Genomic DNA, 24,325 nt, shown 5'->3' with positions numbered 1-24,325 from the left:
TCGGGCTTTGAATAATCGTTGTAGAATGACCGCGTGCTTGTCTCGCTTGCGATGTTGCTGGCGGCCCAAGGGTCCGCGTTGCCAGCCTACGCCGTACCCCGTCTCGAAGGTGTGACGATTCCGGGTTTACCCGCGGTGACCGGGCATATCTGCGTCGATCAATTCGGCTACCTGCTGGATGGCGCGAAGGTGGCGGTGATCAGCGATCCGCAGAAGGGCTATAACGCGAGCGACCATTACACGCCGGGACACACTCTCCAGGTTCGGCGGCGGAGCGACGATAAGACCGTGTTTTCCGGCTCGGCGACGGTGTGGAAGGATGGCGCGACAGACGAATCGTCGGGGGACAAGGGGTGGTGGTTCGATTTTTCGTCGCTGAAGGAGCCGGGCGAGTACTACGTTTACGACGTTTCGAACCGAATGCGATCGCCGGTATTCAAGATCGGGGAGAAGGTGTTTGACCCGGTCCTAAAGGCGGCGTGCCGCATGTACTATTTCCAGCGGCTGGCGACGCCGATCGAGGCGAAGTACGCCGAGGGGCCGTGGGTGGACGGCGCGGCGTACCTGCAGGACAAGCAGACGCGGTCGGTGGAGGCGAAGGACGACCGGTCGAAGGATCGCGACCTCTCGGGCGGATGGATGGACGCGGGCGATACGGACAAGTATCCGCCGTTCAATGGCGACGTGATCCACCCGTTGCTGTACGCCTACACGGCGAACCCGAAGGCGTTCACCGACGACTTTAACATCCCGGAGTCGGGAAATGGCTTGCCGGACCTGTTGGATGAGGTGAAGTATCAGCTTGATTGGTTGCTGAAGATGCAGTTCCCGGACGGCTCGGTGCCGGTCAAGATGGGGCAGATCGACTACAACGGGAAGTGGCCCTTGAGTGAGGACACTCGTCCGCGGTATTACGGACCGAAGGACTCGGGCGCGACGATCTATACGTGCGCGATTTTCGCCCATGCGGCGCGGGTTTACGGCAAGTTCAAGCCATGGTCGGGCTACTCCGTGCTTTTGACGGATCGTGCCAAGAAAGCGTGGGATTGGTACAGGTCGAATCCCAGAACGTACAAGACCGATACCGGAGAGATCAAGAGTGGCATCGCCAACCGCTCAGCCGAGGAGCAGGACCGAATGGAGGCCTTTGCGGCGGTGCATTTGTTCGCGTTGACCGGCGATGAAACGTACAACAAGGCGGTGGTTGCAAAAGCGGGTGCGGCGCGCCAGCTCACCGAATATTTGTGGAGCCCGTACGAGTCGGGGGCGGCGGAGGCACTGGTGGACTACATGTCTCTGCCGGGAGCCGATGCGGGACTGGTGAAGAAAATCAAGGACGTTTTGGTGCGGTCGGCAGCCAGCGACCAATTCGCGCCGGACCCTTCGGCTGACCTGTATCGGGCGTGGATGTCCAAGGACAACTACCACTGGGGAAGCAACTTTGTTCGAGCGGCTTGGGGCGTGGTGGCGCTGCAGGCGGCGCATGTGGTGGACTCGGCTACAGCGGCCAAGCTTCGGGTTCGGGCCGCGGGAATGCTCCATTCGTTTCACGGCGTGAACCCGCTTTCGTGCGTGTATCTCTCGAACATGAAGAAGTACGGGGCCGAGCTTTCGATGATGCACATCTACCATGAACGGTACGGAGTGGGATCGAAATGGGACGGAAATCCGCCTCCTGGGTACGTGGTGGGAGGCCCGAACCAGTCGTTCGGCGGTAAAGCGGCGGACGGAAAGCCGTCGGTGGAGTGGGTGAAAGGGCAACCGCGCGGCAAGGCGTATATGGACACGGCTTTGGGCTGGCCGGAGAGTTCATGGGAGCTCAGCGAGCCGGCGATCTACTACCAGGCGATGTATGTGCGACTGTTGGCTGAGTTCGCGAAGTAGCTATTTACGTCGTCGCATCAGAGCCAGCGCGCCAATGGCGAGGACGGCGAAGCTCGCCGGCTCGGGGACGGGGCTGAAGTTCAGATCGTCGTAGACGAACGTGAAGACGCCCGAGGTCTCGGTCAGCGTGACTTTGGAGATGGAAGGAGCGGTGACGCTAAGCTGACCCCAGACGCCTCGCGCCAAGGTGAGCGTGTCGGAGTCGATCTGGTTTCCGTTGGCGTCGAAGGCGGCCATGACGAAAGTGCCGGCGTGGGTATCGACGCTGGCGGCGTAGATCGAGACCGCGTTCTGCGGGGTCGTGAAGGTTAGTTGTTCTGGGTTGAAGCTGGAGAGCATGGCCAGAAAGTTGTTTCCGCTGTGGGCCTTGACGGTGAACGTGCTGTCGTTGAGCATCATTCCACCAATTTCAGTCGATCCGCCCGGGCCGCGAAAGCGAACGCCCTGGGGCAGATATGTATCATTTACGGGGCTGGCATTATCGAAGAGTGCAGGCTGGGTCCCGAACTCGTCGAACGTGATCATCGTGGCGGACGCGAACACCGGAGCTATCCCCAGGAAAGCAATGGTAAAAAGTTTCATTGCGGGAAGTCTATAGTACTGTCGTTTAGATTTCAATGGACTTCTGTAATGCGATAGGTCCTCTGCCAACAATTCCGTTGCAATCCCGGCTGTTTGGACGAGCCTACAGCCCTTTGGCTCTCACATATCAGAACTTCTCGACTTGCTCCAAGCCACAAGTTGAGTCTATGTCAATTGAGAACGATACGGCATTCGATACGTCTAATCAAGGAGGGGCTTTATGATTGGGTTAGTTGTTTTCGCCCCGTTTCTCTGCCAGCAGGCATCAGCTAAACCGGCCACCGAGGTTCCGGCTACCGCCATATCAGTTTCTTTGTGGAGTAGCTACTACGAGATCACCAATGATGAGCAGCCGTTATTCAGGATCACCTTTAAGAACCAATGGTCCGACTACGTAAACTTGTACGACATTAACGCCTACTGGAAGTGGCATGTCGTGTTCCTCCGCTTGGACGCGACCAAGCAAAGCCCGGGACCGTGGAGCGTACGATTCGAGGTGTCAAACTCGGCCGCGCTGGACCACAAACAACTGAAGCCAGGCGAAAGTTTAGAGATTCCGGTGGACCTTAACGACCCGGCTTACACCTTCACCTATGAAAACTTGGGGCCTCGCGATGGCCTTAAGACCAAGCGACGGAAGTTACCGCCGGGATACTATCAGATTAGCGTGAACGTTCGACTGGATCCGCCATTTGGTCCGGGCAATCACGAATGGATCGGACCTGCCCTGACAATGCCAATCAACCTATCTGTGCGGGAGGCACCGACTGTGACCCCGAGTGCGGAAGACCTGAAGAAATGGGATGCGGCGATCGACTCGGTGAAGCCGATCTTCGAGTCGCAGGGTGGACTTTGGCGGAATGGGATCATGCCGAACCTTCCACTCGATAAGACGGCGACGACCGAAGACGTGGTAACGTCGGCGGTCAACTGGGTTCAGTTCGGTACTAAACGCACCAAAATTCTTCGGTCGCGCGACCTGGGAGTTCCCGACAAGCTGTCGGCGGCGTTGGTGATGGTTGGAAAACAACCGAAGGTCTTGGTCTACTTCTTTGACGCTGATATCGGGAAGTGGTGGACCCGGTTCTACGACGTAAAGCTGTAGCTCGGGGGCTATCGGGCGGTGGCGAGAAGGGCTTTCCTCTCGGCGGCATCGAGGGCGGTGGCGACGGTTTGCACGAGGAGGTCAGCAGGCAGGGAGCGAACGTTTCCGTCGTGGGCGACGAGGACCTGATTGCCGCCGTAGCCATTGCCCCAGGCCTTGTAGAAGGTCGGGCCGAAGACCTGAACCGTGGTCGCGCCGGTGGCAGCGGCCAGGTGCAGAACGCCGGTGTCGCCGCCGACCACCAGTTTGGACTGGGAGAGAACGGAGGCCAGGGTGGGGAAGTCGGTTTTGCCGACCAGATTCACCACCGGACACTTCAGCTCGGCGATCAGGCTCTCGGCGATCTCGGTTTCGGGAGGCCCCCCGATGAGGGCAACGCGAGCGCCCTGGTCGGCAAGGTACTGAATGATGGCCCCGAGTTGGTCGTTGGACATCATCTTTCGCTCCATCTTTGAACCCGGCTGGACCGCGACGGTTGCGCCGTCCAGCAACTGCTTTGCCTCTTCGATCTTAGTGAAGTTTCGGAAACTGGGAAACTTGAAGTTGATGGGCAGGCCGAACGGGCGGGCCAGGTCGAGCAAAGTGAACGCGAAGTAGGCGCCCGGCTCGTACTTCACCGGGTCGGTGAGCAGAAATCCTCGCCCTTCCATCGCATGGCCGATGCGGCGAGGAATTTTGGCCAGTCGCAGAATCCACGCGGTCCGAAAGCTCGTTTTGGCGGCGATGGCGGTGTCGAACTGCTCGGCCCGCAGGGACTTTGCATATTGAATGTCGCCCCAAAACGAGGACTTGGGCGGCGGGGTGACAAAATGGCGCTTTGGAGAGGCTAGCAACTGGGCGGCGTAGCCCGGCGCCATGTATCGGACGTCGTCGTAGTTCGCCTCCAGGAGGTCGATCAACGGAAGGGTCATGATGGTGTCCCCCAGGTACTCCGTTGTCGAAATTAAGATTCGTTGCCCCATTTTGCAAGCATCAGGCGTCGTGTCTTGACGGCGAGTGGTACGCCATTCTACCGAAGGATTTGGGGGGAAAGCAAATGGCCGTGGCCGGCCGTTATTGGCTGGCGGGAATGTGTAGGAATCGAACCCACCCAACGCCCGAGGACGCCACAACGGTTTTGAAGACCGCGCCTGCCACCAGACAGGAACCACTCCCATTGAATTCAATTGAACCTGATCTTCAAGGAAAAGATTCAAACCCAAAGTGCTGGTTTGTGTTGCAAAAGGGTGGGAAATTCCCAACCTTTTTCCCAACCATTCGCGCTCTTGAATCTCATTATCAGTCCCCTCTTTATAGACTCGATCATCAAACTCTACCCCGATTACGCAGAGTTCCGGCGCCGAATTCGTCTGGCTCAGCGCCCGGCATCGAACGATCCTACCAGTGTCAGGAATCTTATAAGATTCACAAATGACTGAAGACCAGGGGAACCTAAGATCATAGGATCAAGCACAGGAGAGCCTCCCACGGTTGTTTTCCGTAGCAGACGGGTACCAATCTGATGGCGGCGAAGGTCCGTCAAGGACGCGCCGCGCTCTGTACCATCCTTTACGGACCAAAGCGGCCAGCTAATAATTCTGGTGTTGCTACGGAAAGGTGACCGTACAAGCTTGTCATCACAAAGATGGCATTCTTTGAAATTTCAATCGCTTCTAAACCTAAGACGATAGGCGTGCTTGACAACATCACAGGGGCGTAGAGTAACTTATCAGTGTAGCAATTAATGACAAAGAGAATGCGTAAAGTCTCATTTTTTGGAAACCATTAAGCGTTACGGTACAATACGAATATTGACTTCTAATCCAAAGATGCAGAAGGAGAAGGGTCGGTTGGTGGAACAACCGACCCAAAAGGAATGAAAAACTAGAATGATTAAATTCAGCAAACCAGAGAGGTTCGCGCAGTTGCTAACGGCGGCGGCCATTCTGGTCCTCGCGATTGCGATTTGCATCGCAATCATCAAAGGATAGTTTCAGCTATCATTTGTCGTCCGAGTTCCGCTCTGAAAAGCGGAACTCCATGTCCTCTGCTTTTGATTTTTCAAACCTTCGTGTTTCCACAAAAGCTCTTATCAAAAGTGTTACCTAAAAGATAACACATTTTTGTTGACAAAATCGCGGTTTTTGAGTCCCATTGTTCAGCATGATGTGCGTTTCAATTTTCGCTGGATGAATCCCCCCCTCGCCTTAATCGTCCAACCTGAAATTTTAGGACACCGCATTTGACAAGACTTCGTTCTCTTGGTTCCTCGCTATTTAGTGTCGGTTAGGTGTATTTAGTTTTGCGCCTTTGGCTCTGAGAAGGTCCTCGAACTCTTTAAGCGCCTCATCGCCCTTCACGTTTTCAGATTTGGAAGGGAGCTCTCGTCAGAAACGCAGATTGCTCGAGGGCAATTCGATGGGCATCCATGTCCTCTACCGCGAAAAAGATCTCCTGATATGAATTGGATCGGCGTTCGATTCTCTCTCGCAGACTCTGTTCGTTGTCTTCTGAAAAGATTCCTTGCATATTTGGTGCGACATTACCTTGTAAATGCCCTGCGATACTGTCAATTTTACGCTGAACTTCGGCAATCAATAATCTCGTGTGCCAAGTGTTATCTGGCCCAATTTCTCTTATCAAATCGTTTAGGATTTGATTAGCAAGGACAATCCGATCAGATCTTGGTTCCGCGCTGGTGTGCTGGTGAACCGACAACACAGCTTGAAGTAGCGATCTTGTGGTCTCGGATCGCAATCGTCTTAGTTTTGAAGGCTCGCCAAATTTCAGCCGGTCTTCGGAATCCATCTCTCTTCTAGCAATGGATGCATACTTAAAGTACTTTTCTGCAAAGGCAATATCAGTTGGAGTTTCGCGAAGAATATGGACTCTCGCCCGTGTGTCGTTTAGGACGAAACTGTCTGGCGGCTCATATCCCTTTGCGAGGCACTCTTCGATCTGCTCAAGGGTCCCTGAAATCTCGCCATCAATTGGCTTGTCCTTTAGGGCTTCTGGTTCGAACAGGAGTTGACATCTTGATAACATCCTTAGGTACCGAACCTTTAGGTTGAACCAGTGCTTTATGTATGCCTGCTCATCAATCATTTCTCCTTCGCGGGCATTCTGCAACATTTGATCAGCTTCTGCAAAATAGGCGATTGAAGGATAAAATGGGTTATTGAATGAAAGATGTGAAACCGATGTTGCAACTATCTGCAGGCATTGCAAGAAGGCTTGATAATCTTCGGATGCGATTTCATATCCGCCATCTGCCCCAAAGCGCCCAGTTTTAAACTTTATGTGTTCTCGGAATGCAGTGCCAAATCTATGAACAACGAGGAAGGCAAAAATGTAGTCACCATGCAGAATAGCGGCCCTGGCAAGGTCGACAGACATTCTTCTCCTTATTGGAGCATGTACAACGCTATTGCTTTGTTCTCGGTAAAAGGCCATAGACCTCCGATATAGGTCGTGGTCCCCATTGAAACATTTGAATTTCCAAAGGTCATAGTGACGCTGAACAACTGCTTCGTGAACAGGAGGGCGATATAGCCAAAGGAGATCTTCTTCCAGCCTTGGTGAGTCACTGAATGGAGGATGGACCAGCCCTTGATCCTCAGACTGTACCAGAAAGATATATTTGAGACGATCGGCTACTTTTTCCAAGTCGTGAGCTTCGAAGAATGCAATTATGGAGCCGTAAAGTGGATATTGCGTGACTGGCACAGACTTATCCCTAAGGGTTCGAAGATGCTCCTTCACTCCAAATTTTGTGCTGTAACTGCGCTGAGTGCTGGATTTTGCGATCCAATCACATAGGTACTCCATTGGGAAGCGATTTTGTTTAAGTACCGTGATCAGGTAATGACCAAATGTGTGCGATTTAGGGTTATGTGGCTTTTGTCTCATTTCTGCTGAAACTCAATTTTGACCGAAAAATCTGGCAGAAGTGCCGAACATGTCTGTCAACTTTGCATAAAGTCTCCTATAATGATTTCGAGATGAAACAAGCGATTGTTGTACACGGCTCGGGATTTAACGTTATGTGCGACATGAGTATTGAGGTCTTCATTGACTTCATGAAAGATGACGCTCACATAGGATTTGCTCCTTCTTCGCTTCGTCAACCAGCCTCGCCGACGCATGAAACGAACATACTTTTCGCGCTTGACGTGAGAGGGAAGCTTTGCGATGCCTCGACAAAAGTTCTAAATGCATGGATTGCCATCATTAACCAGACGAAAATTTCTGACGGACAATCCGCAGATCGAAAAGAAGTTCTAGCTTACGCCAAGACATTGGAGCTTAAAGGCTACGAGGTAAGTTTTTTTCCAAAGGATGAAGAACTCTCCAGCATACTTGCCATCATGTCGTTCCCATTCAAGGATGGTCAAGATTGCTCGAATTAGCTCCTGCGGCAAGCCTCTCTGCGAGATCTTCTGCGTCTTTCCTTTGAGTCTCAGTCATGACCGACATCAGCAATCGTCGGGATGAATCTGCAGAGTTGACCCGTATCGGCTGGCCCCTTTGCCCTTCCTTTGATGCTGAGGACATATGGTCGACCAATTCATCTGCCAGGTTAAGTTGGTCGTCGGTCATGACTGACAAAAGCAGTTTGACGGAAGCTTCTTGAGAACCGATGTAAATTGCTCTCCGATTTTGCGAGTCCGTCATAGCAAGCTCCTTATTGTGTGCCATGTGATCATTATTGAATAGCCAAAAGCACAATTGCACCATGGCCAGCCAAAAACCAGAGATTACTATAATCGCTGACAGAAATATTGTCAATATTAGATTTTTGGCGCAGGAAAGTCAGTCAGGTTACCTTTAGTGTAGTTGGCCCATTGGAGTTGAGGCTATCAATTTGTTACTGACCCCATCAAATTCGGCGACTTGACACCCGCCGCTCATTAACTGCCACAACCTTTCCGAAGAAACGGAACACTAATTGGCTGGTCAAAATCGCCGTCATGGACGCGCCGCGCTCAGTATCTTCCTTGGCGACTTCATGGACCAGTACAGGCTAGTCGCTTGCTACGGAAAGCGGGCCGAACTAGACGAAAATAGGCGGTCAAGAATTTGACCGCCCAATGTCGAAAGCACCAGGCCCTTAGGGACACTCAGGCAAGGACAACAGATTGTCCGGTTGTTCACCGTCGCTGACGGTTTTGATGTACTTGTGACCGTACCGGCTCGTTGAGACGACCACCTTGACGGTATTACCGCCACGGGTGACATGGAAGGACCACTTACCGGACTCGATTCCGTCAATCGCTTCCTGCTGCGTGATCTTCCATCGAGCGCCATCGTCATTAACTCCTCCAACGTGAGAGATGCGCTCATGCGCGTTTTGTCGATCTGTCTTGTTGATGCACTTGACTTCAATGCTCATTAGATTGCTCCACCCACGAATTCAATGAGGGTATTCCCTCTATTCGCGATTAGATTTCAGTACGCCAGAATTAGCCATAGCGTTTCATTTTGTCTATATGTTCTACTAAGGTGTGCGTCGAAACATGGCTACTTTCAAGTAGAGAGACTATTCGAGTTCATGCTCTTGTCCGTGAGTGCGCCCCATGTCTGAAATCCGGTCATGGAACGCCTGACGCGATTCCTCCAGGGCTCGCAGTCTGTGTTGCACTTCCGTGTCTTCTTTGCTGACCCGTTCTTCGACCTTGTCGAGGCCGAGCTCCTTGAGCTTTGCTTCCTGTGCCGGACCGATGACGTGATTGGTGAGGTATTCCTGTCGGGCCGCCTGCTGGTTGGTCAAGTCGTCAATTACTGCGTTGAGTTCTGGGTCTTTGCCTGCACGTGCATTCGCTTCGAAGGTTTCAAGTTCCTGCCTACGCGCGACTTGCCCGCCAACCTTCAGATCATTGTCCGGCTGTTGCTGAATTCCAAGAAAACGCTCTCCTGCTATCTGGGCGTAGTGGTCTTTGATCCATTGATTTCGCGTTGCAAAGCGTTCTATTCGATCTCCATCCGCCGAGATATGAGGATCAGCTAGGCTATCGTAAGCCTGCTCAACGCGGAGCTTGAATTCACTTGGACTTTCGTTTGCCCCCTGTTGCCAATTCATGGCATTGAGCTTTGCAACTTGTTCCTGCATGTCGAGAACGCGTTCGTCATGGGGATTACTTCGGTTGTAGGTTTCTACGTGATGCCTACCATATTTCATTTATCTATTTTACGTGGAACGGAAACATATTGCCGCCCTCTTGTTTCAACGGCCATCTTTAATGCACCACGAAAATACCCAACGAAGAACTCGTCCAACCGATTGATTGGCACAACTCCCTTTTCAAGCAGATGCGAATTGATTGGGTTCCTATCTCGCGAAGAAATGACCTGTGTTTCCACGCCAAACCGGTCTTTGAGATGTTGGTAGTTCATCCCATTTGCCTCGCATAGGCGTCGGCAATAGTCCTCAACATCGGGTGAAAGTGAACCTAATCCGTAGTCGGGCAAGCCTTTGATGTTTGGGTGGAAGACGGCTCGCCAGTCGGCGAGGAAAGCTTCGTCGCGGACGTACGCCTCTCTGTCGTGAGTTTCGGTCATTGCTCCTCCTTACTCAAATGATGATAAAGAAACGTGTCTATTTTCTCCAGTGAATGTTTCGTGACGTAAATGTTTCGGTAAAATGGCGTGCATTGTGGCTTACTACTGCCCCAACTGCGGGGCGGAAATGGTTGAGGGAAGCCCTTTTTGCAATACCTGTGGGGCGACGATTGCCGGTAAGGGCAAGTCGGTACCCCATGCCCCGCAACCTCAGGTCACGCCACCCCAAAGACCGCAACACTCGGTTCCGAATACGCCGCCTCCGACGGCGCCTTCACTGCCCCCAGCTTATGCCTACACTCCGCCGCAACAGAGATATGTGCCGCAAGTGCCGACCCGCCAGGCGAACAACAGTACGCCGATCATCATCATTCTGGCGGTACTGGTGCTGGTTTGCGTGGGCGGCATCGGTGCACTGATCGCATCCAATTCTAATTCTGGCGATAACACTGCGGCGAGTTCGGACCTTGGCAACACGCCCGTCGCTAGCCAAGAGAGCAACATCTCGGCAAGCGAAACCAATGACTCGACCGTGAGTTCGCCACCCGAAAGCACCGCAACGAACCTAAGCCAAGACGGTTCGCCAAAAATTGATAGGTTCAAGGCTGTTTCGAGCCGGATTGGAGAAGAGCCATATGAGACCGTCAGTTTTGAATATGTCGCGTCGAATGTGAATCGGGTCACGATTTCGCAGGGCGGCGTGGAAGTCAGCAATGACAGCCGGGATGGCGTTGTCTTCAACGCCGACAAGACGGTGGAGGTCGCCGTCGAGACTTCCGGCGATTGCAAGCTCGTCGCCTACGGCGCGGACGGTTCAACAGACACCAAGACGGTCTCGGTGGATATGAATCCCGTTACCGAGCTTGCCCTGCTTTGCCGCAAGGAAAGTCTGATAACGATGTTGGGTGCCGCTGGAGACGACGACGCGTCGAGCACAGCCAAACGGGCAAGCCAGCTCTTCCGTAGCTTCACCATTGAAGATCTACATCGGTTCAAGAACGCATTCTTTGCCTTTCGTGGTCTGCGGTTTCAAGGAGGCGACCTGACCGAATTCTTCTCGCAGTTTCCCTGGTACCACCCGACGACCAGTGATGATTCAGACATCTTCGATCACCAAATGACTTTGAACGAGAGAGACAGCGCCCACCGCGCGGGCGATCTTTACGAAGCGATGGCAAAGCAGTTTGCGGACAAGGGAAAAGCCTGGCTGGACCAGACAAAACTTTCGGAATTCACGATGGACAGCATGATGAAGCTGATGAGCGAGGCGAACCTGGGTAACTGACGATGCAGACAATGGACGAAGCAACCCAAATGATCACCGAAGTCCGGGAAAGCATGGCGCATCTCGGCGGTGATGCAACTTTCTGGCGGCATAGCGGTTTGGATGCCCTGATCCTGACGTCGCCCATGCACGATGGAAGTACGGGTGAGATTGCGCGGCAGACCTATCACCGTCTCGTGGCCCGGCTGATCGGGGCACAGGTGCACAAGTTTCAGACGGCGGCTTTGCATAAGGGCCTCAAGGTTGCGATAGTCAGTTGTTTTGCATGGTATGCGCTGATGCTGTTCGGCGGTTCGTTTGTAGCGGGAAGTTCCTTTACATCTATGAACGGAATGGGAGGTTTGAGAGGCAATTCCGACAGCTTCGATGCCGCAAAGGTGATTGGAGCGATTCTGCCTTTTCTGTTCTTCGCGCCGCCCGTCTATTTGGTGCTTTATGCGAAATCCATGATGGCGAGCGCGCCGGATGTTCTGCTGAGAATCCCCGTTGCGAAGATAAGGGAAGAAGCCAAAGAAGCCGTTCAGCGGTGCTTTTTAAAGGCGGTTCCGAAAGGAGCGCCGCAAGACCTCGCGGATATTTGGCGGCACAGTTGGTACACCAATGAAGGCAGGCCGATCTCATCGGAAATTGTTGAAACCGACGCAAACTCTCTGGTCGCTTCAGAGATTGTCCAGGGCTGGCGTTCCTGTTCGATGGCGCTCATGACCTGTGCCTTTCTCTGCCTGATGCCTTGCCTCAATGTCCTGATACTGCCCGCACTTTGGGGAATGCTCGCCAAGCGGACGACGAACCCAGGAACGATCCGCTCCCAAGAGCTCGATCGGCGGCAAGCCGTCGAGGGCGCAGTGCTTGTTGCCGCTGGCGGCATCGAATGGTCGAAGCATCAGGAGCAGGCGCGAATGATGCAGATCGCCGAAGCCATGAACGACAAAACGCCGATCCTTCGCCTTGGCAAATCGACAGGCATCTTGGCCGCGCGGGGTGACTCCTATGCCCCGTCCGTTGGCGTTCCCTTTGATTTGAGCCTGCGCGATTTGCAAAACCACCTTCTCGTTTTGGGCGGAACGGGTTCGGGAAAGACCAGCGGCATTCTGCGGCCGCTGGCACATCAGATTTCTTCGCTGAAGGGTGTCGGTCTTGTGGTGATGGACGGCAAAGCTTCTTTGCCCGGTGAACTGAAATCGCTCGCGGGAATGCAGATCGTCGATCCGGCGGAATCTAAATTCTCGCTCGTTTCGGGACTTAGCCCGGCTGAACTCGTAGACACCATCGTCGACGTTCTCACCACGGGCCAGGAAAGCGATCCCTATTGGAGCAACAGCGCGGCGGGGCTTTTGCGCCGCGCGGCAGTGCTCGCTCGTTTCATCGGCGGTTCCTGGTGGACGCTCAGCGGCATTGGCAAACTGGCTACCAGTCAGGAGGAATTGAAGAAGATTATCGACCGGCTTGACCTAAAAGCCGTCGCCAAGGACCCATTGGTTTCTGAGGCGGTGAGTTACTTCATGAACGAATGGAGCGTCATGGATGAAAAGCCGAAGTCTGGGATTATGTCGCATGCCATGACTTGGATAGCGACAATCACGGCGCATCCTGAACTGCTTGCATGGGCTGAAGCAAAAGAAGGCGAAGACTCGTTCGATCTCTTTTCGCCGCTGACAGGCGGCAGGCTAGGCTTTCTGATCCCCGCCCATCGTTACGGTAGAGCCGGTGCAGTCGTAACTGCTCTCCTAAAGGCCAGGATTTATTCTCGCCTGAAAGAACGTGCGGAAGGCAAATCGACAAATTCGGTGCCGGTCGTCTTCCTGATTGATGAAGCGCAGGAGGTTGCGACGAAAGACGATGCGACCATGCTTTCGATAGGACGTTCCCTGGGTCTGGCGATGGTCGGGGCAACCCAGACCATCGAGGGCATTACGGAAAAGCTCGGCGACAAAGCCGCCGCAAAGTGGCTGGCGGTCTATGGCAACGCATTGTCGCTAACCGGGCGATCCCCTGCGACGGATGAATTCATGGCAAAGCGCGCGGGCTCAGTATGGAAAGCGGCGGTGCAAACCGCGCCGGGAATATCAGTGAAGGATTCCATTGTCGCTTCGCAGTTCAGCGGCTCAATCGCCGCAAGCCGTCGCCAGACCTTCATGCGTGAATTCGCACTACCAGCCGCATCGCCCCTTGCTCCGTTTATGGAAAAGTCCCGCCAGGCACAGGCCAACCAGCAAAGCGCCAGTGCCGATCCACGCGACTACAGGGAAGCTGATGAAGGCATATCGTCGTCTGTTCGCCCCGTTCCGCTGATCCATGCTGAAGAAATATCAACGCTCCTCGCCGAACAAAACCTCGCCCTCATGGTCGCCATCCGTGCCAGGGCCCCTCGCCGGGATGTGATTAAGTTAGAGCCCAAATTTGGATAGCCGCAGGTTGCATCTCATTTTTGATATTGCTAAAAAGTGAACACAAAATGACTGATCGTGCGGGGCCACCGCCAATTTACCGACGGTGGCCATAGTAGCTACAAGGTTGCCGGAGGACTCTGATGTACTCCGCCCTTTATGCCATTTTCGAAATTGGACCAGAGGCTGCTCGGGATCGCGATTTCAATATGCGGCCCTCCACCAGGATTTTTGATCTCTAGGATTACACAGTCCTCTGTGGGATGATACGATGACGAAGCATCCACGCTTCCAATGTTTACGATGTCACCTTGTTCGGCGACGACTACGACGAAATCTGAATCATTTCTTTTGATCTTCATCGAAAGAAATTTACGTCCCTATAAAGCCTGATGTTGCATCTTTCATTTTCAAAGCTGGGGATCGAGTCCAAACGTTTTGTGCCTTTCTTGTTCCTGCGCCATTTGGCAACGCCATTGTTCTCGTTCTTCCTCCAATTGTTGGAGGCGCCGATTTGTGGAAGTACCGGCTGGAAGATTTGCCTGGCCCTCTCTTGATCGGTTCCGTTCAGTGATCTCTCGGTTCAAATCCCCGATCTCAGTTTGGATGCCACGACGTTCCATCGAAGTCGCGTGTACGCCCAGGTGATGGGTCGGCTCCTGTTCACTGCCCTGGGCTTCGTAGCTCCGGTGGTCGACAGTCAGGATTTTGCCGTCCTCGCCCTGAATACCATAGCGTGCGAACATATCGTTCTGCCTCTCCGCCCATGCTTCGCGCCAATGCCGCAACTGATCATCGGAGTTGAGCGATCTGTCCTTGTTGGCCTCGAAGCCTTCTTCGGAAACCACCCGCATCGTCGTCATAACGTGGGCATGATAGTTGCGCTCATCGCCTTTCCGGTTCGGCGCGTGGATCGCCCAGTCTGCAACCAAGCCTTTGGATGTGAATTCCTGTTCGATGAATTCGCTCAGCAATTCTCGCCGTTGTTCAGCGCTCAATTGTTGCGGAAAGCCAACCTCAAACTCTCTCGCTAACTGGGAGTCCTTGCGCTTCTCGCGTTCTTCCACGCGGTTCCAAAGTTCTTCACGGTTTCTCGCCCATACGGGTGCATGTTGCGGCGCGACTATCCCGTTCTCAGGGATGCCTCTGCGCGGTACGTAGTCGTGCGTTGCTCCGTAACGCCGATCATGAAGTTTGTCGCCCGCGCGGTATGCAGCACAAGCAACTGCGGACCTTCCGGTGGACCGCGAAATCACCTTTACGGTGAAATGAAAATAGGCTGACATGCGTCATGCTCCTGTATGTTTTTCGACTCTCGGGTGCAGGGTCTCCTGCCGCACCATTGCATCGCAATGTATAAGTGCGCCCTTACGATGTTCGGTCAGGTTATCGCGCAAAAGTTTACGAACAGTTAACTACTTCTACGTAGAGTAGTAATGAAGAGTGTTACTCATGCGTACAAACGCAGAATCGAAGATAGAGAATCTTGTTAAACGACGTGCGGTCATCGATGCAGAAGTCCATCGGCTGAAGGCAATCTCGCGCGTCAGCAAAAGAAAACAGGACACACGCCGGAAAATTCTCATCGGCGCGATCGTCTTGCAGGAAATGGAGGACCGCCCGGAATTCGATGCCTGGGTGCGAAAACTCCTCGACCAACGGCTAACAAAGCCCCGCGACCGAATGCTGTTCGACTTCGGATCGCCAACCGGTGAGTAGCGGACTACACATACAAAGGTATGCACTTCCCCCTTTGCCCATGGCCGGATTATCCGCCGCGCCGGATCAGCGCGTAAAGGGTTTCGCAAGCGGCTCCGCCGCCCTTGACCCGTGACCGTCGCGGCAATCCAAGCCTTCGTTGGGCAAAGGGAAACAATTGTGCGGGCGAGCGTAGCGAGGTCGTCAAAGGGCCGGAGCAGTGAGGGCGAGATGCGCTGGCGGTTACGGCGGTATGCTCCTGGACGTGGGCGAAGTGCGCTGGTGGCCGAGGGGCCGGTTTCCTTGGCTGGTAGCGAGGGCGATAGCCTGAGCGAGGTATTCGGCGCTATGTGCGAGCTTGCGAGGCACTAGCCGTCACCTCCAGCCGACAAAAGGGAACCGTGACGCCGGACAGCGCAAACGGAGCAAGCATTCACTGCAAACCTGCCGCGCCTTGCGCATCATGGATGAACGGCGGTTCGCCCTCGCAAAGGGTGCTCCCTCAAATTGCGAGGGCACTTTTTGGTTCCTTTGAAGCGGACAGAGCCCTGTAAACAGTCTGGATCAACTGTTCATCCGTGATGGATTTGACATTGCCGTCGTGGGCGACAAGCACCTGGTTCGCTCCGTAGAGATTTCCCCAGCCCTTATACTGCGTCGGTCCAAACACCTGAACGGTCGTTGTTCCGGTTGCGGCAGCAAGATGCAGAACGCCCGTGTCTCCACCAACCATCAGGCATAACTGGGACACGACCGCGGCCAGCATTGAGAAGTCGGTTCTGCCGACCAGGTCCACGACAGGACAATTCAAGCCATCAAGCAAAGCATCGGCATAGCTCCGCTCATCTGGTCCGCCAATAAGCGCGACGCGTTGGCCGCTGGAGTGCAAACATTGAACGAGCAGTCGAAGAACCTCGGGTGAAATGCGCTTCCGCTCCGAAGTTGCGCCAGGCTGAATCCCGATCGTCGCGCCGTCGAGCAACATCGCGGCTTCATTGATATTTCCGCTCGGCATGAAGCGTGGACGCTCTAGCTTCAAGCTGAAGCCAAGTGGCCGCGCCAGGTCGAGCATCGAATAGGCATAGTAGGCGTTTTGCTCGTATGGCACGGTGTCCGTTAATAGAAAGCCGCGACCTTCCGAAGCAAGACCGATCCTACGTGGGATGCCGGATAGTTTCGCAATCCATGCAGACCGAAAACTGGCCTTGGCAACAATCACTGTGTCGAAGCGGTGCTGGCGCAATGTTCGCGCGAAGGCGAGGTCTTGCCGAAATCCCGAAGCCTTCTGCGCCGGAAGAAACCTTCGGTTTGGTGCGGCAAGCAAGCAACCGGCGTAGCCGGGCGCGACAAACGACAATTCGTTCCACCGCGTCTCCAACAGATTGATCAGTGGCAGTGTCATGACGGTATCGCCTAGACAACGTTCCGTCATGACCAATATCCGTCTTGGTTGCCGATCGTCCTCAGGGGTGAAGTCTGGCCGGTAGTCCTCGTTGAAAAATGGATTATGTGACTTCAAGTCACCAGTCTATAGAATGTAGACGATAGAATGCAACACGACCCACGCTAAGGGCATGGCGGAACTGTCGCTATCGCAGGAGTTCGGGAAACTGGTGCGCGACAAGCGCATGGCATTGAAAATCAGTCAGGAGGAATTTGCCTACCGGTGCGGCGTTCACCGCACTTACATGACCCATATCGAGCGTGGATCAAAGATGCCGTCGATTGAAGTGGTAGGAAAGATTGCCCGAGGGCTCGGTGTGGAAATCAGCACACTGTTCATCGAACTTGAGAAGCGCGGTGTGACCGTTGATCGCACAACGGACGCGCCGACACAGAAGTTCGCGTAGAAATGTTCCAGCCGACCTACGCCGGCTGGAACTAATCTAAGGACTACTCCTTGATCTCGGTCACGTCGCTTCTGAGCGGATTAGGCGGAAGAAGTAGGATTTTGTACTGACCGTCAGCCGCTGGCGGCATAGCTTCTAAGAAGACAGCCAGACCCTTCTTGCGATTGTCAAAAGCAACGCCGATGCGTGTCCAGACGGTTTTGGTTTCCGTTTCGCGAACGGTGAATGCTTCGTATTGTGGTTTCATGTGAACCTCCGTTAGTTGCCAGCGAGTGAATTCCCGCCGGATGACAAGGGTTCGATCACGGCAGTGGGATTGGGCGTTCAGGGGCGCGTTGCGGCAAGGGGTATCACCCGGGTTGCAGGGCAAAGCCCGAAACTCGGGGAACGCCGCCCGCGCTCGAAGAGTTCACCCTTGCAACGATCACCCGCCGTGATACCCGTCATCTGAATTGGTGGTTTTTCCCTACGGCAATAGGAGGTTTGGGAAATCAATGACGTGTTCAATCGAAATGAAAATGGAGGGACGAACGTACGAAAGAGAAAGTGAGAAAGTTTGAGACTAGGACAATAGGCAAGAAGGATGCAATTCGCCTCTACCAGCAGGCGGCAACTGAATTCGAGATGTCCAAGGTTCCAATGGGAACCCCTGCATCTGGAATGGTTGAGCAGTGGCAAAGACTGACTGCACTCGAAGCTCGACGAAGGGCCCTAGAAGTCGCAGAGGACCAATCGGAATTTGTGACAGTCGACCTAGTGTACGGAAAGCCGAAGGATGTAGAAAACTTTTATAACCAACTGGCTGGTGAACCGGAAGTTTAGTAGCGTTTTCGCGGCCCTGGACCGGGCTTCGGTCGGGAAATGGTTCGCGGCTGCTTGATCTCGAAATCAATGCTTGCCGCCAACATGGCGACGATCCTGCGCTTAGACGTAAGGTCGGGAAGGGCATCAAGCAAATCTTTCATCGACTGGAAAGTTTCGTTTTGGTGTTGGCGAACTATGATCGGATCGTTTTTCATGCCTGTCCCTTTGCCAAGATTCCCGTCGCATGACAACCGCACCTTTTGCGGTGAAGCCGCCCGGGTCGGGAGGGTGGGATTTCGTTTTTAAGGAGGTTGAGTAGGGTAGTGGTGCGGACGATCGGACTCGAACCGACATGGAGTTTCCTCCGACGGATTTTCATACCACTTCGGCTTTCGCCGCCGCCCTTCGGCGTTCGTGGTCTGGACTATCCCTTCGCCATAGTTTGAGCCTTAGGCGCTGCCCGTCTAGTCTCTACACCTTCCCGCTACCGGGCTTGGCTCGGGATTACCATTTCAGGCTTCCCCGAATTTGGGCAGTTCTACACCATCGGTTTCCCGATGGGCACTCAATGTGATTAAGTCCGTTGCGTCTACCATTCCGCCACGTCCGCACGAGTAGGAAGATAGCCTTGGACTAGCTTTCGCGCAATAGCTTCTTGGAGAGATTGGGATTTCGCTTTCGCGTATTTCCTTTGGTTAATTTGGAGCCATTGGATTTCCTGATTGCCTTCTTTTTGGGGCGCATGGTGTTGATGGCGGCTGTGTCGATCAAAGACTTCAGATGTGAGGCGTAGTGTTTCTGAATGATCTCAACGCTGGTTCGACAGTTCTTGGCGAGGGCGTAGATGTCGGCCCCCTCGATGAGTCGGAAGCAAATATATGAGTGCCGTAGGGAGTACATGGTTCGCGGCCGACCATCGCGGTCAAACTTCAATTGAGTCTCCTCAAGGATTTCGTTAAGGAGTTCCGTATGCGAGTGGGGAAAGACCTTGTCGGCTGGTGCGGGCTTCGCCTGACGGACATTGGCGGGCAGGGCAGAGTGGCGTCCCTCTAAGGTCCGACCATTCTGGTCTTTGGCTCGAAGCCGTTCGCGCAATCGTTTGAAAGGCAGTACGGCCCCTGGCATGGTTTTGCAGGGACCATAGCCGCGTTTGCCTCGAACTTCGATTTCAAGGATTTCTGCATTGGTCGTTTCGTCGAAAATGATTTCAATGTCGCGAAACTCAAGATTATTAGCCTCGTCTGGACGCAAACCTGAGTTCGCGATCAAAAGGATTTGGTCGTGCAACTGCTCGCACGACCAACGCCAGCGCTCCTTCGGCGGATTCAATGCTCGGCCTCGAGTCGCTTCGTACAGCGCCCTGTACTGCGCCTGGGTAAACCATGCTCTTGGTTCAGCTCTGTTCGATTGGCGGAATGGATCCGAAAGATCGGGCAAGTGTTCGATCCACCCGCGTCGCTGGGCCATTTTCAGGATTTGGCGTAAAGTGACAATTTCCTGATGGATGGTGCTCTTGGCTGGCCTGATGAATTCCCGGGTCTGGGGGTCTCGCTTCGAGGTCGCCCTGTGCACTCGGTAATCGAGGACCACCCCACTCTTAATCTCAGTGAGGATCATAGTGCCAAAGAAGGGAATAAGCTGGGCTCGAAGTCGGTCCCTGTGTCCACGAATGTAGTGCTTTCCACGGTCGTGTGCGATTAGAGCTTCCGCCTCTCTGAGGAACTCCTCGGAAGCATATTGGAAGGTTTTGCCTACGGCCAGCTGTCCGGCGTGGTGTTTTCCTTTGAGGGTGAAGAACCAGTCGAGGGCCACGTCTTTCGCTTTGGCGAGACTGTCCTCTTTGGTTGACATTCGCCAGTTCTTTCCGTTGAGGAAAGTTGAGCACTGCCAATGTCGGCTATTCTCCCGCTGGTAGAGGTGGAGTTTGCCGTCCATGAAACGGTGCCGTTCAGCCATTGACCAAGTCTCCGATTCAGCCTAAGGTGTGTCAGTTTGTGTAAGAACTGTGTAGCTCGGAATTGGTTGAATGTCAAGCGGAACTCGTTGAATTGATTGATGAATTTAGTCGAGTAGGATCAGATGTCCAGATTTTAAGTTGGTAATGGTGGCCCCGAAGCCGTACTTAACCAATTGAATTTACTTCACTTTTTTTCCGATCGAATTGGTATGTGTCAGTCAGTGTGTCGATTTCCATTGCCGCACTCTCGGATCGGATTAAGATTTACTTAGGCCCCGAGGGGGACATACCTTAGACATCTAATAAACAAGCAATAGCCAACGTTGCTTGCATCACGAAATCTAGGCTACGAGAACTTTGAACGACTTTAATTCTTAGAGGGCTAGCCGATTGATCTTATGCAACGGTGGCTTTCCTTTCGATCTCTTGTTCGATCTGGCCCAAATACTTCCTCATGGCATTAACAATGCCCAAGGCTCGTCTCCCTACGTGGTCGTAATTGATGACTTCAACGTTGTGGAGGGCTTCTTTTAACTCTGTGTAGACAGCTGCGCCAAGACCAACGCAGGTATCGCTTTTTCCTAACAAGATCACGATTTTTGGGTCCTGGCAGGCTGAAATGCCTTTGTTCGGAATTCCGAGGCCAAGGAGGACTTTGTAATTCAGGGCCTGTGCTACGGCGTTAGCCAGTGTCTTCCCGATTTGCAAACTGCTTGGTGGGACGACGTTTCCTTCTGGCGTAGCTGGCTCTATTGGAAGGTCCGACGGTCCTTTCATCTCGACAATGTCATAACCGCCGTCATGTCGCTGTAAGAGGAAATCACACTTACCCGAACCCATATCCCTCCTCCCGGCAATGGACGCGTATTCCAATCCTAGAATCCAGGGATGCTTTTCAATGAAGTCCTGCATGTCCGTTTCCGATGCGGACTTGATCTTCTCCTCATATTCACGAGCAATGGCTTCCAGATTGTCCAATCTTCGTTCAATACTTTCCCCGAAAACAATCGTTAAATCTCGGACTCCGTCGGCGGAATTGGCAAGCTCCGTCATTAGTTTTCGCCGGTCATCTGGGGATATCATGCCTGCGAGTCTGCAAACGGCCTCTAATAGCTGAGGATCGGTATTTTGAACAATCTGAATTGCGCTTAGAGCAGTCCCTAAGTTGTCATTGTCGGGTACACCAGTTTCGGCTGCAGGTATCTGAGCGATAAGCTCAGCAGTTTTCTCGGGCAACGATTGCCACTCTGTGACGACCTGCACGAGACGGCTCGGGTCCAGTGCAAAGTAATGAGCGACAGCCCTCGGGTTGATGAATTGGCTAATGGCGGCGAGCCTTTCTTCGTCGCTCAGGTTAGACAATGTAGCCTCTAACCCGGCAAACCTTTCCTTATAAATGTGGGAATAGGCCGCTTCTTCGTTCAGCCAATGTTCTCTGCAAGCTTTCTCACACAGGACAAAAACATGCCAACTCTCGGTTTCAAAGATCGTCTTCTGGCCGGTGTTCGTGAGCAGGATCGCAGGTCGTTTTTCTTTGTTCCGAGTATCTCGAACGACTTTTGTGAGGTTTTGGCCGTTGGTAAATTGCTTGGTACCGGGCCAAACAAAATCGTGGAAAACAGTAATGTAGCTCAGTCGCTCGCCGGTCGGGTCCATATATCCGACGACATCGGGCCACGCATCTTTAATTTCTTGATATAGCTCTTGATCCATAACGGCAAAAATAGTGTAGGGTCTTTATCTCATCAATGCAAGTTTCGGTTGAAATTAGCTGAAATCTCCGTCAGTCCGAAGTGGACCAATCCTACTTGAGAACTGAGACGCAGTCTTGGTAGCCGGCGCTTTTTGAGGCTGGTTGCCAGAAGTCGTAGCACTTTGCCGCTTCATAGAGCTTTCGTCTGCTACCGATGTTGGTAATTCACCTTCAAACCGCTGGCCATGCTCATCTGTCCGCACATAAGCGCCCTTTCTGGCATTGATGGAATGCGGTGCGGTGTCGCTTAGCGATACATATATGAATTCGCGGAGCTATACCGGAAGGGCAGGGACCTATAGCGATCACATGCGTGGGATGGCAAAATTGGGACTTAAGTCGACACTTCTGATTGTATTGGCCAATTGCCTTTACTTGAACAAATCGGAAAAGGATTCAAAGAGAAGCTTGTATCTGCATTCTTGTTCCCAAATCCCCTTAATTTCATCAGCCTCAGCAATCGTGATTAGCTTGTTCTTGATGGCCTTGACCATTAGATCCTTCGATGTGGCAGTAGCAAGTTCGGGAAATTTACGCTGGAACAGCGACATGGCTCTCTTGTCGTCAATGCCCAAAATTCCGCCTGTCGATCTAGCGTAAACAAAGGAAAATGCCTCGCCTCGGCCTCGCCGGTCGTCATAGACAATTTTGAATGCTTCCGCGATGTCTTCTAGGTCTTCCACTGCGCAGGGCAAGATGGTTCCATTAGTGATTGCTCTTTCTAGTGCTTTCTTTTGATTTTGCCTCTGGAGTTCAGTTTGAACCTGCTCGACTACGCGCGTTTCGACATGAGCACCAACCAAGAGGTCGAGCCGATCAATATGGGCGTAATTGACGAGTACCGAAGTATCGAGAATTAGAGGTTTGGCATCCTTGCCCGGCAATATCGTCTCCTTACGCTTCTTCGGTCACTACACCAAGGGCGTCTAATAGGTCATCCGCCGGGAAGTTCGTCAATACACAAACGTCCCGGAACCTGGAAGTTGGCAATTTGTCTCTTCGCAGAGCTTCGATCGCAAGCATCAAAATCTGTTGTTGTAGCAGGGGCTGATTATTGGGCTCTTCGCTTTCTGCATCCCAAAATCTCAGAAGCTTGATCAGTTCTTGTGCGTTGTCACGCTGGTCAAGCAGGGCGTCCGTTTCTGGGCGTCGTATAACGCCAATGTCAAACAACCGATAGGTTGCGACATCAACACTTACTCTGTAGGTGTGCGCAATTAGGGCAACTTCTCTGATCGTAATTTTCTGAGCGTTCGAGTCGGTCCGTTCTTCAAATAGTTCGAGATTCTCATAGGATGGGCTGAACAATGCCCCATGAAACCTTGATGCTTCGCCTTTTTCAAGTTGGGCAAGCAGACCATAAATGCCATCTTCAGGAACCAAAAACTCTGCAGCAAAGGCATTGGCTCTGGCCTCGCGGAGTTCCTTCGCATTCTTTCTTCCGCTTGGTTCAGATGGTTCGTCTCTGTCTAGCAAAGCGTGGGCATACTCATGCCCATAGGAGAAGCGTCTCCGAACTCGGGACATATTTTGATTGACAAGGATCGCGGTTCCTAATTCTTCGTCTTGAAGAAAAATTCCAGAAACCTCGTCTTTCATCGGCACAGCGGCGGCTCGGATTCCTTGGAGATTGATTAAGTCGGCAATATCTGGAATCGGTGCATGGCCAAGACCTAGTCGCGCGCGTTCAAATTTCGCAACGCTCCTTCCAACATGAACTGCTTCCGAGAAGTTAGTTATTCGGCCAAAGCTATAGCCTTTCGCAACATCGGGACGGTCAACACCTAAGTAAGTCTCGAGTTGCCGGGCTTCCTGTAATAGTGCAATGCAGTCCATAACTGCCTTCCTATTTTCAGCGCTCTCTTCATCGGTTACGCTCCTAAACTGAACGGAAGCGCCTTGGCATAAGGGGCCATTGCCAAGAAGGTCCATCGGATTCTTACCCAGCGCATAGGCAATGCGCTCAATTTCGCCGCCGGTAGCGTTTCGAGCGGCAATTTCGACCTTCGCCAAGGCAGAACGCTCCATACCGGCAAGTTCTGCCAGCTGGTCCTGAGTAAGCCGGGCATTATCTCGGGCCTGTCGTATGCGCTCTGCTAGGTGGTCGCGGGTAAGTGGGGGCATGGGTATCTCCTGATTCTATCTCTAATATATATAATATATACTATCAGCACAATATAGTCAAATCGTCAGATTTGTGCTATAATACTCATGAAGCTGGAAAATTGACCGGCTTCAATGAGTTAGGACGAATCTTATGAAAGGTAAGAACCAGCACGTAGTCCCCAGTCCATCAGGCTGGGCAGTTAAGCCCGAAGGCGGCCAAAGGGCCTCTTCGATCCATCGAACGCAGGCCGAAGCAATCGAGCGGGGACGCGAGATTGCCAGAAACCAGCAATCGGAACTCATCATCCACGGTCGTGACGGTCAAATTCGAGGACGCGACTCCCACGGCCATGACCCCCACCCCCCTGAAGGTTAAA

At 53.0% G+C, this 24,325-nt stretch carries 21 protein-coding genes, 1 tRNA gene and 1 pseudogene; 9 read left to right on the top strand and 14 right to left on the bottom strand.

Annotation, left to right across the window (positions count from 1 at the left end):
• Positions 1 to 33: 33 nt before the first annotated feature.
• On the top strand, positions 34 to 1,884 hold the full coding sequence (locus GC165_01225; protein MBI1331479.1) for a glycoside hydrolase family 9: 1,851 nt from the start codon (positions 34 to 36) through the stop codon (positions 1,882 to 1,884).
• Here the strand turns inward: GC165_01225 and GC165_01220 are convergent, their stop codons facing one another.
• Complete coding sequence (locus GC165_01220; GenBank protein MBI1331478.1) at positions 1,885 to 2,466, bottom strand: PEP-CTERM sorting domain-containing protein; 582 nt, start codon at positions 2,464 to 2,466, stop codon at positions 1,885 to 1,887.
• 220 nt (positions 2,467 to 2,686) lie between these two features.
• Here GC165_01220 and GC165_01215 point away from each other — a divergent pair, with 220 nt between their 5' ends.
• Positions 2,687 to 3,571: a hypothetical protein gene (locus GC165_01215; GenBank protein MBI1331477.1), complete on the top strand. Its 885-nt coding sequence runs from the start codon at positions 2,687 to 2,689 to the stop codon at positions 3,569 to 3,571.
• Between the two features lie 8 nt (positions 3,572 to 3,579).
• Here the strand turns inward: GC165_01215 and GC165_01210 are convergent, their stop codons facing one another.
• From GC165_01210 to GC165_01200, 3 genes are all read right to left on the bottom strand, one after another.
• Entirely contained in the window at positions 3,580 to 4,533 is a 954-nt protein-coding gene (locus GC165_01210; GenBank protein MBI1331476.1) for a hypothetical protein, read from the bottom strand.
• A gap of 99 nt (positions 4,534 to 4,632) precedes the next feature.
• Positions 4,633 to 4,726 (bottom strand) — tRNA-Sec (locus GC165_01205).
• Positions 4,727 to 5,914: 1,188 nt separating this feature from the next.
• Complete coding sequence (locus GC165_01200; protein MBI1331475.1) at positions 5,915 to 7,459, bottom strand: hypothetical protein; 1,545 nt, start codon at positions 7,457 to 7,459, stop codon at positions 5,915 to 5,917.
• Positions 7,460 to 7,551: 92 nt separating this feature from the next.
• On the opposite strand from GC165_01200, the gene GC165_01195 reads away from it, so the two are divergent.
• A complete protein-coding gene (locus GC165_01195; GenBank protein MBI1331474.1) occupies positions 7,552 to 7,959 on the top strand; it encodes a hypothetical protein in 408 nt (135 codons plus the stop codon).
• 701 nt (positions 7,960 to 8,660) lie between these two features.
• On the opposite strand, the gene GC165_01190 is transcribed toward GC165_01195, so the two are convergent.
• The 3 genes from GC165_01190 to GC165_01180 form a co-directional block, all read right to left on the bottom strand.
• Complete coding sequence (locus GC165_01190; GenBank protein MBI1331473.1) at positions 8,661 to 8,942, bottom strand: DUF3892 domain-containing protein; 282 nt, start codon at positions 8,940 to 8,942, stop codon at positions 8,661 to 8,663.
• A 147-nt stretch (positions 8,943 to 9,089) separates the two neighbouring features.
• Entirely contained in the window at positions 9,090 to 9,728 is a 639-nt protein-coding gene (locus GC165_01185) for a hypothetical protein (GenBank protein ID MBI1331472.1), read from the bottom strand.
• Positions 9,725 to 10,108, bottom strand: coding sequence for a hypothetical protein (locus tag GC165_01180; GenBank protein MBI1331471.1), 384 nt, complete (start codon positions 10,106 to 10,108; stop codon positions 9,725 to 9,727). The genes GC165_01185 and GC165_01180 overlap by 4 nt, the downstream gene beginning before the upstream one ends.
• Positions 10,109 to 10,190: 82 nt before the next feature.
• On the opposite strand from GC165_01180, the gene GC165_01175 reads away from it, so the two are divergent.
• Together GC165_01175 and GC165_01170 are read left to right on the top strand one after the other, a co-directional pair.
• Positions 10,191 to 11,393 (top strand): YARHG domain-containing protein, encoded by a 1,203-nt coding sequence (locus tag GC165_01175; protein ID MBI1331470.1) that lies wholly within the window; start codon positions 10,191 to 10,193, stop codon positions 11,391 to 11,393.
• 2 nt (positions 11,394 to 11,395) lie between these two features.
• On the top strand, positions 11,396 to 13,801 hold the full coding sequence (locus GC165_01170; GenBank protein MBI1331469.1) for a TraM recognition domain-containing protein: 2,406 nt from the start codon (positions 11,396 to 11,398) through the stop codon (positions 13,799 to 13,801).
• Positions 13,802 to 14,190: 389 nt separating this feature from the next.
• Here the strand turns inward: GC165_01170 and GC165_01165 are convergent, their stop codons facing one another.
• Entirely contained in the window at positions 14,191 to 15,066 is an 876-nt protein-coding gene (locus GC165_01165) for a hypothetical protein (protein MBI1331468.1), read from the bottom strand.
• A gap of 166 nt (positions 15,067 to 15,232) precedes the next feature.
• Between GC165_01165 and GC165_01160 the strand changes: the two genes are divergently transcribed.
• A complete protein-coding gene (locus GC165_01160) occupies positions 15,233 to 15,499 on the top strand; it encodes a hypothetical protein (GenBank protein MBI1331467.1) in 267 nt (88 codons plus the stop codon).
• A gap of 481 nt (positions 15,500 to 15,980) precedes the next feature.
• Here the strand turns inward: GC165_01160 and GC165_01155 are convergent, their stop codons facing one another.
• Complete coding sequence (locus tag GC165_01155; protein MBI1331466.1) at positions 15,981 to 16,910, bottom strand: hypothetical protein; 930 nt, start codon at positions 16,908 to 16,910, stop codon at positions 15,981 to 15,983.
• A 142-nt stretch (positions 16,911 to 17,052) separates the two neighbouring features.
• Here GC165_01155 and GC165_01150 point away from each other — a divergent pair, with 142 nt between their 5' ends.
• Positions 17,053 to 17,328 (top strand): helix-turn-helix domain-containing protein, encoded by a 276-nt coding sequence (locus GC165_01150; protein MBI1331465.1) that lies wholly within the window; start codon positions 17,053 to 17,055, stop codon positions 17,326 to 17,328.
• Positions 17,329 to 17,371: 43 nt separating this feature from the next.
• On the opposite strand, the gene GC165_01145 is transcribed toward GC165_01150, so the two are convergent.
• On the bottom strand, positions 17,372 to 17,575 hold the full coding sequence (locus tag GC165_01145; protein MBI1331464.1) for a hypothetical protein: 204 nt from the start codon (positions 17,573 to 17,575) through the stop codon (positions 17,372 to 17,374).
• Between the two features lie 299 nt (positions 17,576 to 17,874).
• Between GC165_01145 and GC165_01140 the strand changes: the two genes are divergently transcribed.
• Positions 17,875 to 18,150 (top strand): hypothetical protein, encoded by a 276-nt coding sequence (locus tag GC165_01140; protein ID MBI1331463.1) that lies wholly within the window; start codon positions 17,875 to 17,877, stop codon positions 18,148 to 18,150.
• Between the two features lie 729 nt (positions 18,151 to 18,879).
• Here GC165_01140 and GC165_01135 read toward each other — a convergent pair.
• From GC165_01135 to GC165_01120, 4 genes and pseudogenes are all read right to left on the bottom strand, one after another.
• Positions 18,880 to 20,088 (bottom strand): annotated as a pseudogene (locus tag GC165_01135) (site-specific integrase).
• A 397-nt stretch (positions 20,089 to 20,485) separates the two neighbouring features.
• Positions 20,486 to 21,802: a DUF4263 domain-containing protein gene (locus GC165_01130; protein MBI1331462.1), complete on the bottom strand. Its 1,317-nt coding sequence runs from the start codon at positions 21,800 to 21,802 to the stop codon at positions 20,486 to 20,488.
• 411 nt (positions 21,803 to 22,213) lie between these two features.
• On the bottom strand, positions 22,214 to 22,726 hold the full coding sequence (locus GC165_01125; protein MBI1331461.1) for a hypothetical protein: 513 nt from the start codon (positions 22,724 to 22,726) through the stop codon (positions 22,214 to 22,216).
• A 10-nt stretch (positions 22,727 to 22,736) separates the two neighbouring features.
• Positions 22,737 to 23,966 (bottom strand): ImmA/IrrE family metallo-endopeptidase, encoded by a 1,230-nt coding sequence (locus GC165_01120; GenBank protein ID MBI1331460.1) that lies wholly within the window; start codon positions 23,964 to 23,966, stop codon positions 22,737 to 22,739.
• A gap of 133 nt (positions 23,967 to 24,099) precedes the next feature.
• Here GC165_01120 and GC165_01115 point away from each other — a divergent pair, with 133 nt between their 5' ends.
• Positions 24,100 to 24,324, top strand: a complete 225-nt coding sequence (locus GC165_01115; protein MBI1331459.1) for a DUF2188 domain-containing protein — start codon at positions 24,100 to 24,102, stop codon at positions 24,322 to 24,324.
• Position 24,325: the final 1 nt, after the last annotated feature.

This window comes from Armatimonadota bacterium, from assembly GCA_016125185.1.
Taxonomy (GTDB): domain Bacteria; phylum Armatimonadota; class Fimbriimonadia; order Fimbriimonadales; family Fimbriimonadaceae; genus Fimbriimonas.
The sequence above is the reverse complement of the archived record's forward strand: the minus strand, read 5'-3'. Positions and strand labels throughout refer to the sequence as shown.

Coding starts and splice junctions, on each gene's coding strand:
- GC165_01150 (MBI1331465.1), top strand. CDS start 17,053: ATGGCGGAACTGTCGCTATCGCAGGAGTTCGGGAAACTGGTGCGCGAC.
- GC165_01145 (MBI1331464.1), bottom strand. CDS start 17,575: ATGAAACCACAATACGAAGCATTCACCGTTCGCGAAACGGAAACCAAA.
- GC165_01215 (MBI1331477.1), top strand. CDS start 2,687: ATGATTGGGTTAGTTGTTTTCGCCCCGTTTCTCTGCCAGCAGGCATCA.
- GC165_01115 (MBI1331459.1), top strand. CDS start 24,100: ATGAAAGGTAAGAACCAGCACGTAGTCCCCAGTCCATCAGGCTGGGCA.
- GC165_01190 (MBI1331473.1), bottom strand. CDS start 8,942: ATGAGCATTGAAGTCAAGTGCATCAACAAGACAGATCGACAAAACGCG.
- GC165_01130 (MBI1331462.1), bottom strand. CDS start 21,802: ATGGATCAAGAGCTATATCAAGAAATTAAAGATGCGTGGCCCGATGTC.
- GC165_01120 (MBI1331460.1), bottom strand. CDS start 23,966: ATGCCCCCACTTACCCGCGACCACCTAGCAGAGCGCATACGACAGGCC.
- GC165_01185 (MBI1331472.1), bottom strand. CDS start 9,728: ATGAAATATGGTAGGCATCACGTAGAAACCTACAACCGAAGTAATCCC.
- GC165_01170 (MBI1331469.1), top strand. CDS start 11,396: ATGCAGACAATGGACGAAGCAACCCAAATGATCACCGAAGTCCGGGAA.
- GC165_01220 (MBI1331478.1), bottom strand. CDS start 2,466: ATGAAACTTTTTACCATTGCTTTCCTGGGGATAGCTCCGGTGTTCGCG.
- GC165_01155 (MBI1331466.1), bottom strand. CDS start 16,910: ATGACGGAACGTTGTCTAGGCGATACCGTCATGACACTGCCACTGATC.
- GC165_01195 (MBI1331474.1), top strand. CDS start 7,552: ATGAAACAAGCGATTGTTGTACACGGCTCGGGATTTAACGTTATGTGC.
- GC165_01210 (MBI1331476.1), bottom strand. CDS start 4,533: ATGGGGCAACGAATCTTAATTTCGACAACGGAGTACCTGGGGGACACC.
- GC165_01180 (MBI1331471.1), bottom strand. CDS start 10,108: ATGACCGAAACTCACGACAGAGAGGCGTACGTCCGCGACGAAGCTTTC.
- GC165_01160 (MBI1331467.1), top strand. CDS start 15,233: ATGCGTACAAACGCAGAATCGAAGATAGAGAATCTTGTTAAACGACGT.
- GC165_01165 (MBI1331468.1), bottom strand. CDS start 15,066: ATGTCAGCCTATTTTCATTTCACCGTAAAGGTGATTTCGCGGTCCACC.
- GC165_01175 (MBI1331470.1), top strand. CDS start 10,191: ATGGCGTGCATTGTGGCTTACTACTGCCCCAACTGCGGGGCGGAAATG.
- GC165_01200 (MBI1331475.1), bottom strand. CDS start 7,459: ATGAGACAAAAGCCACATAACCCTAAATCGCACACATTTGGTCATTAC.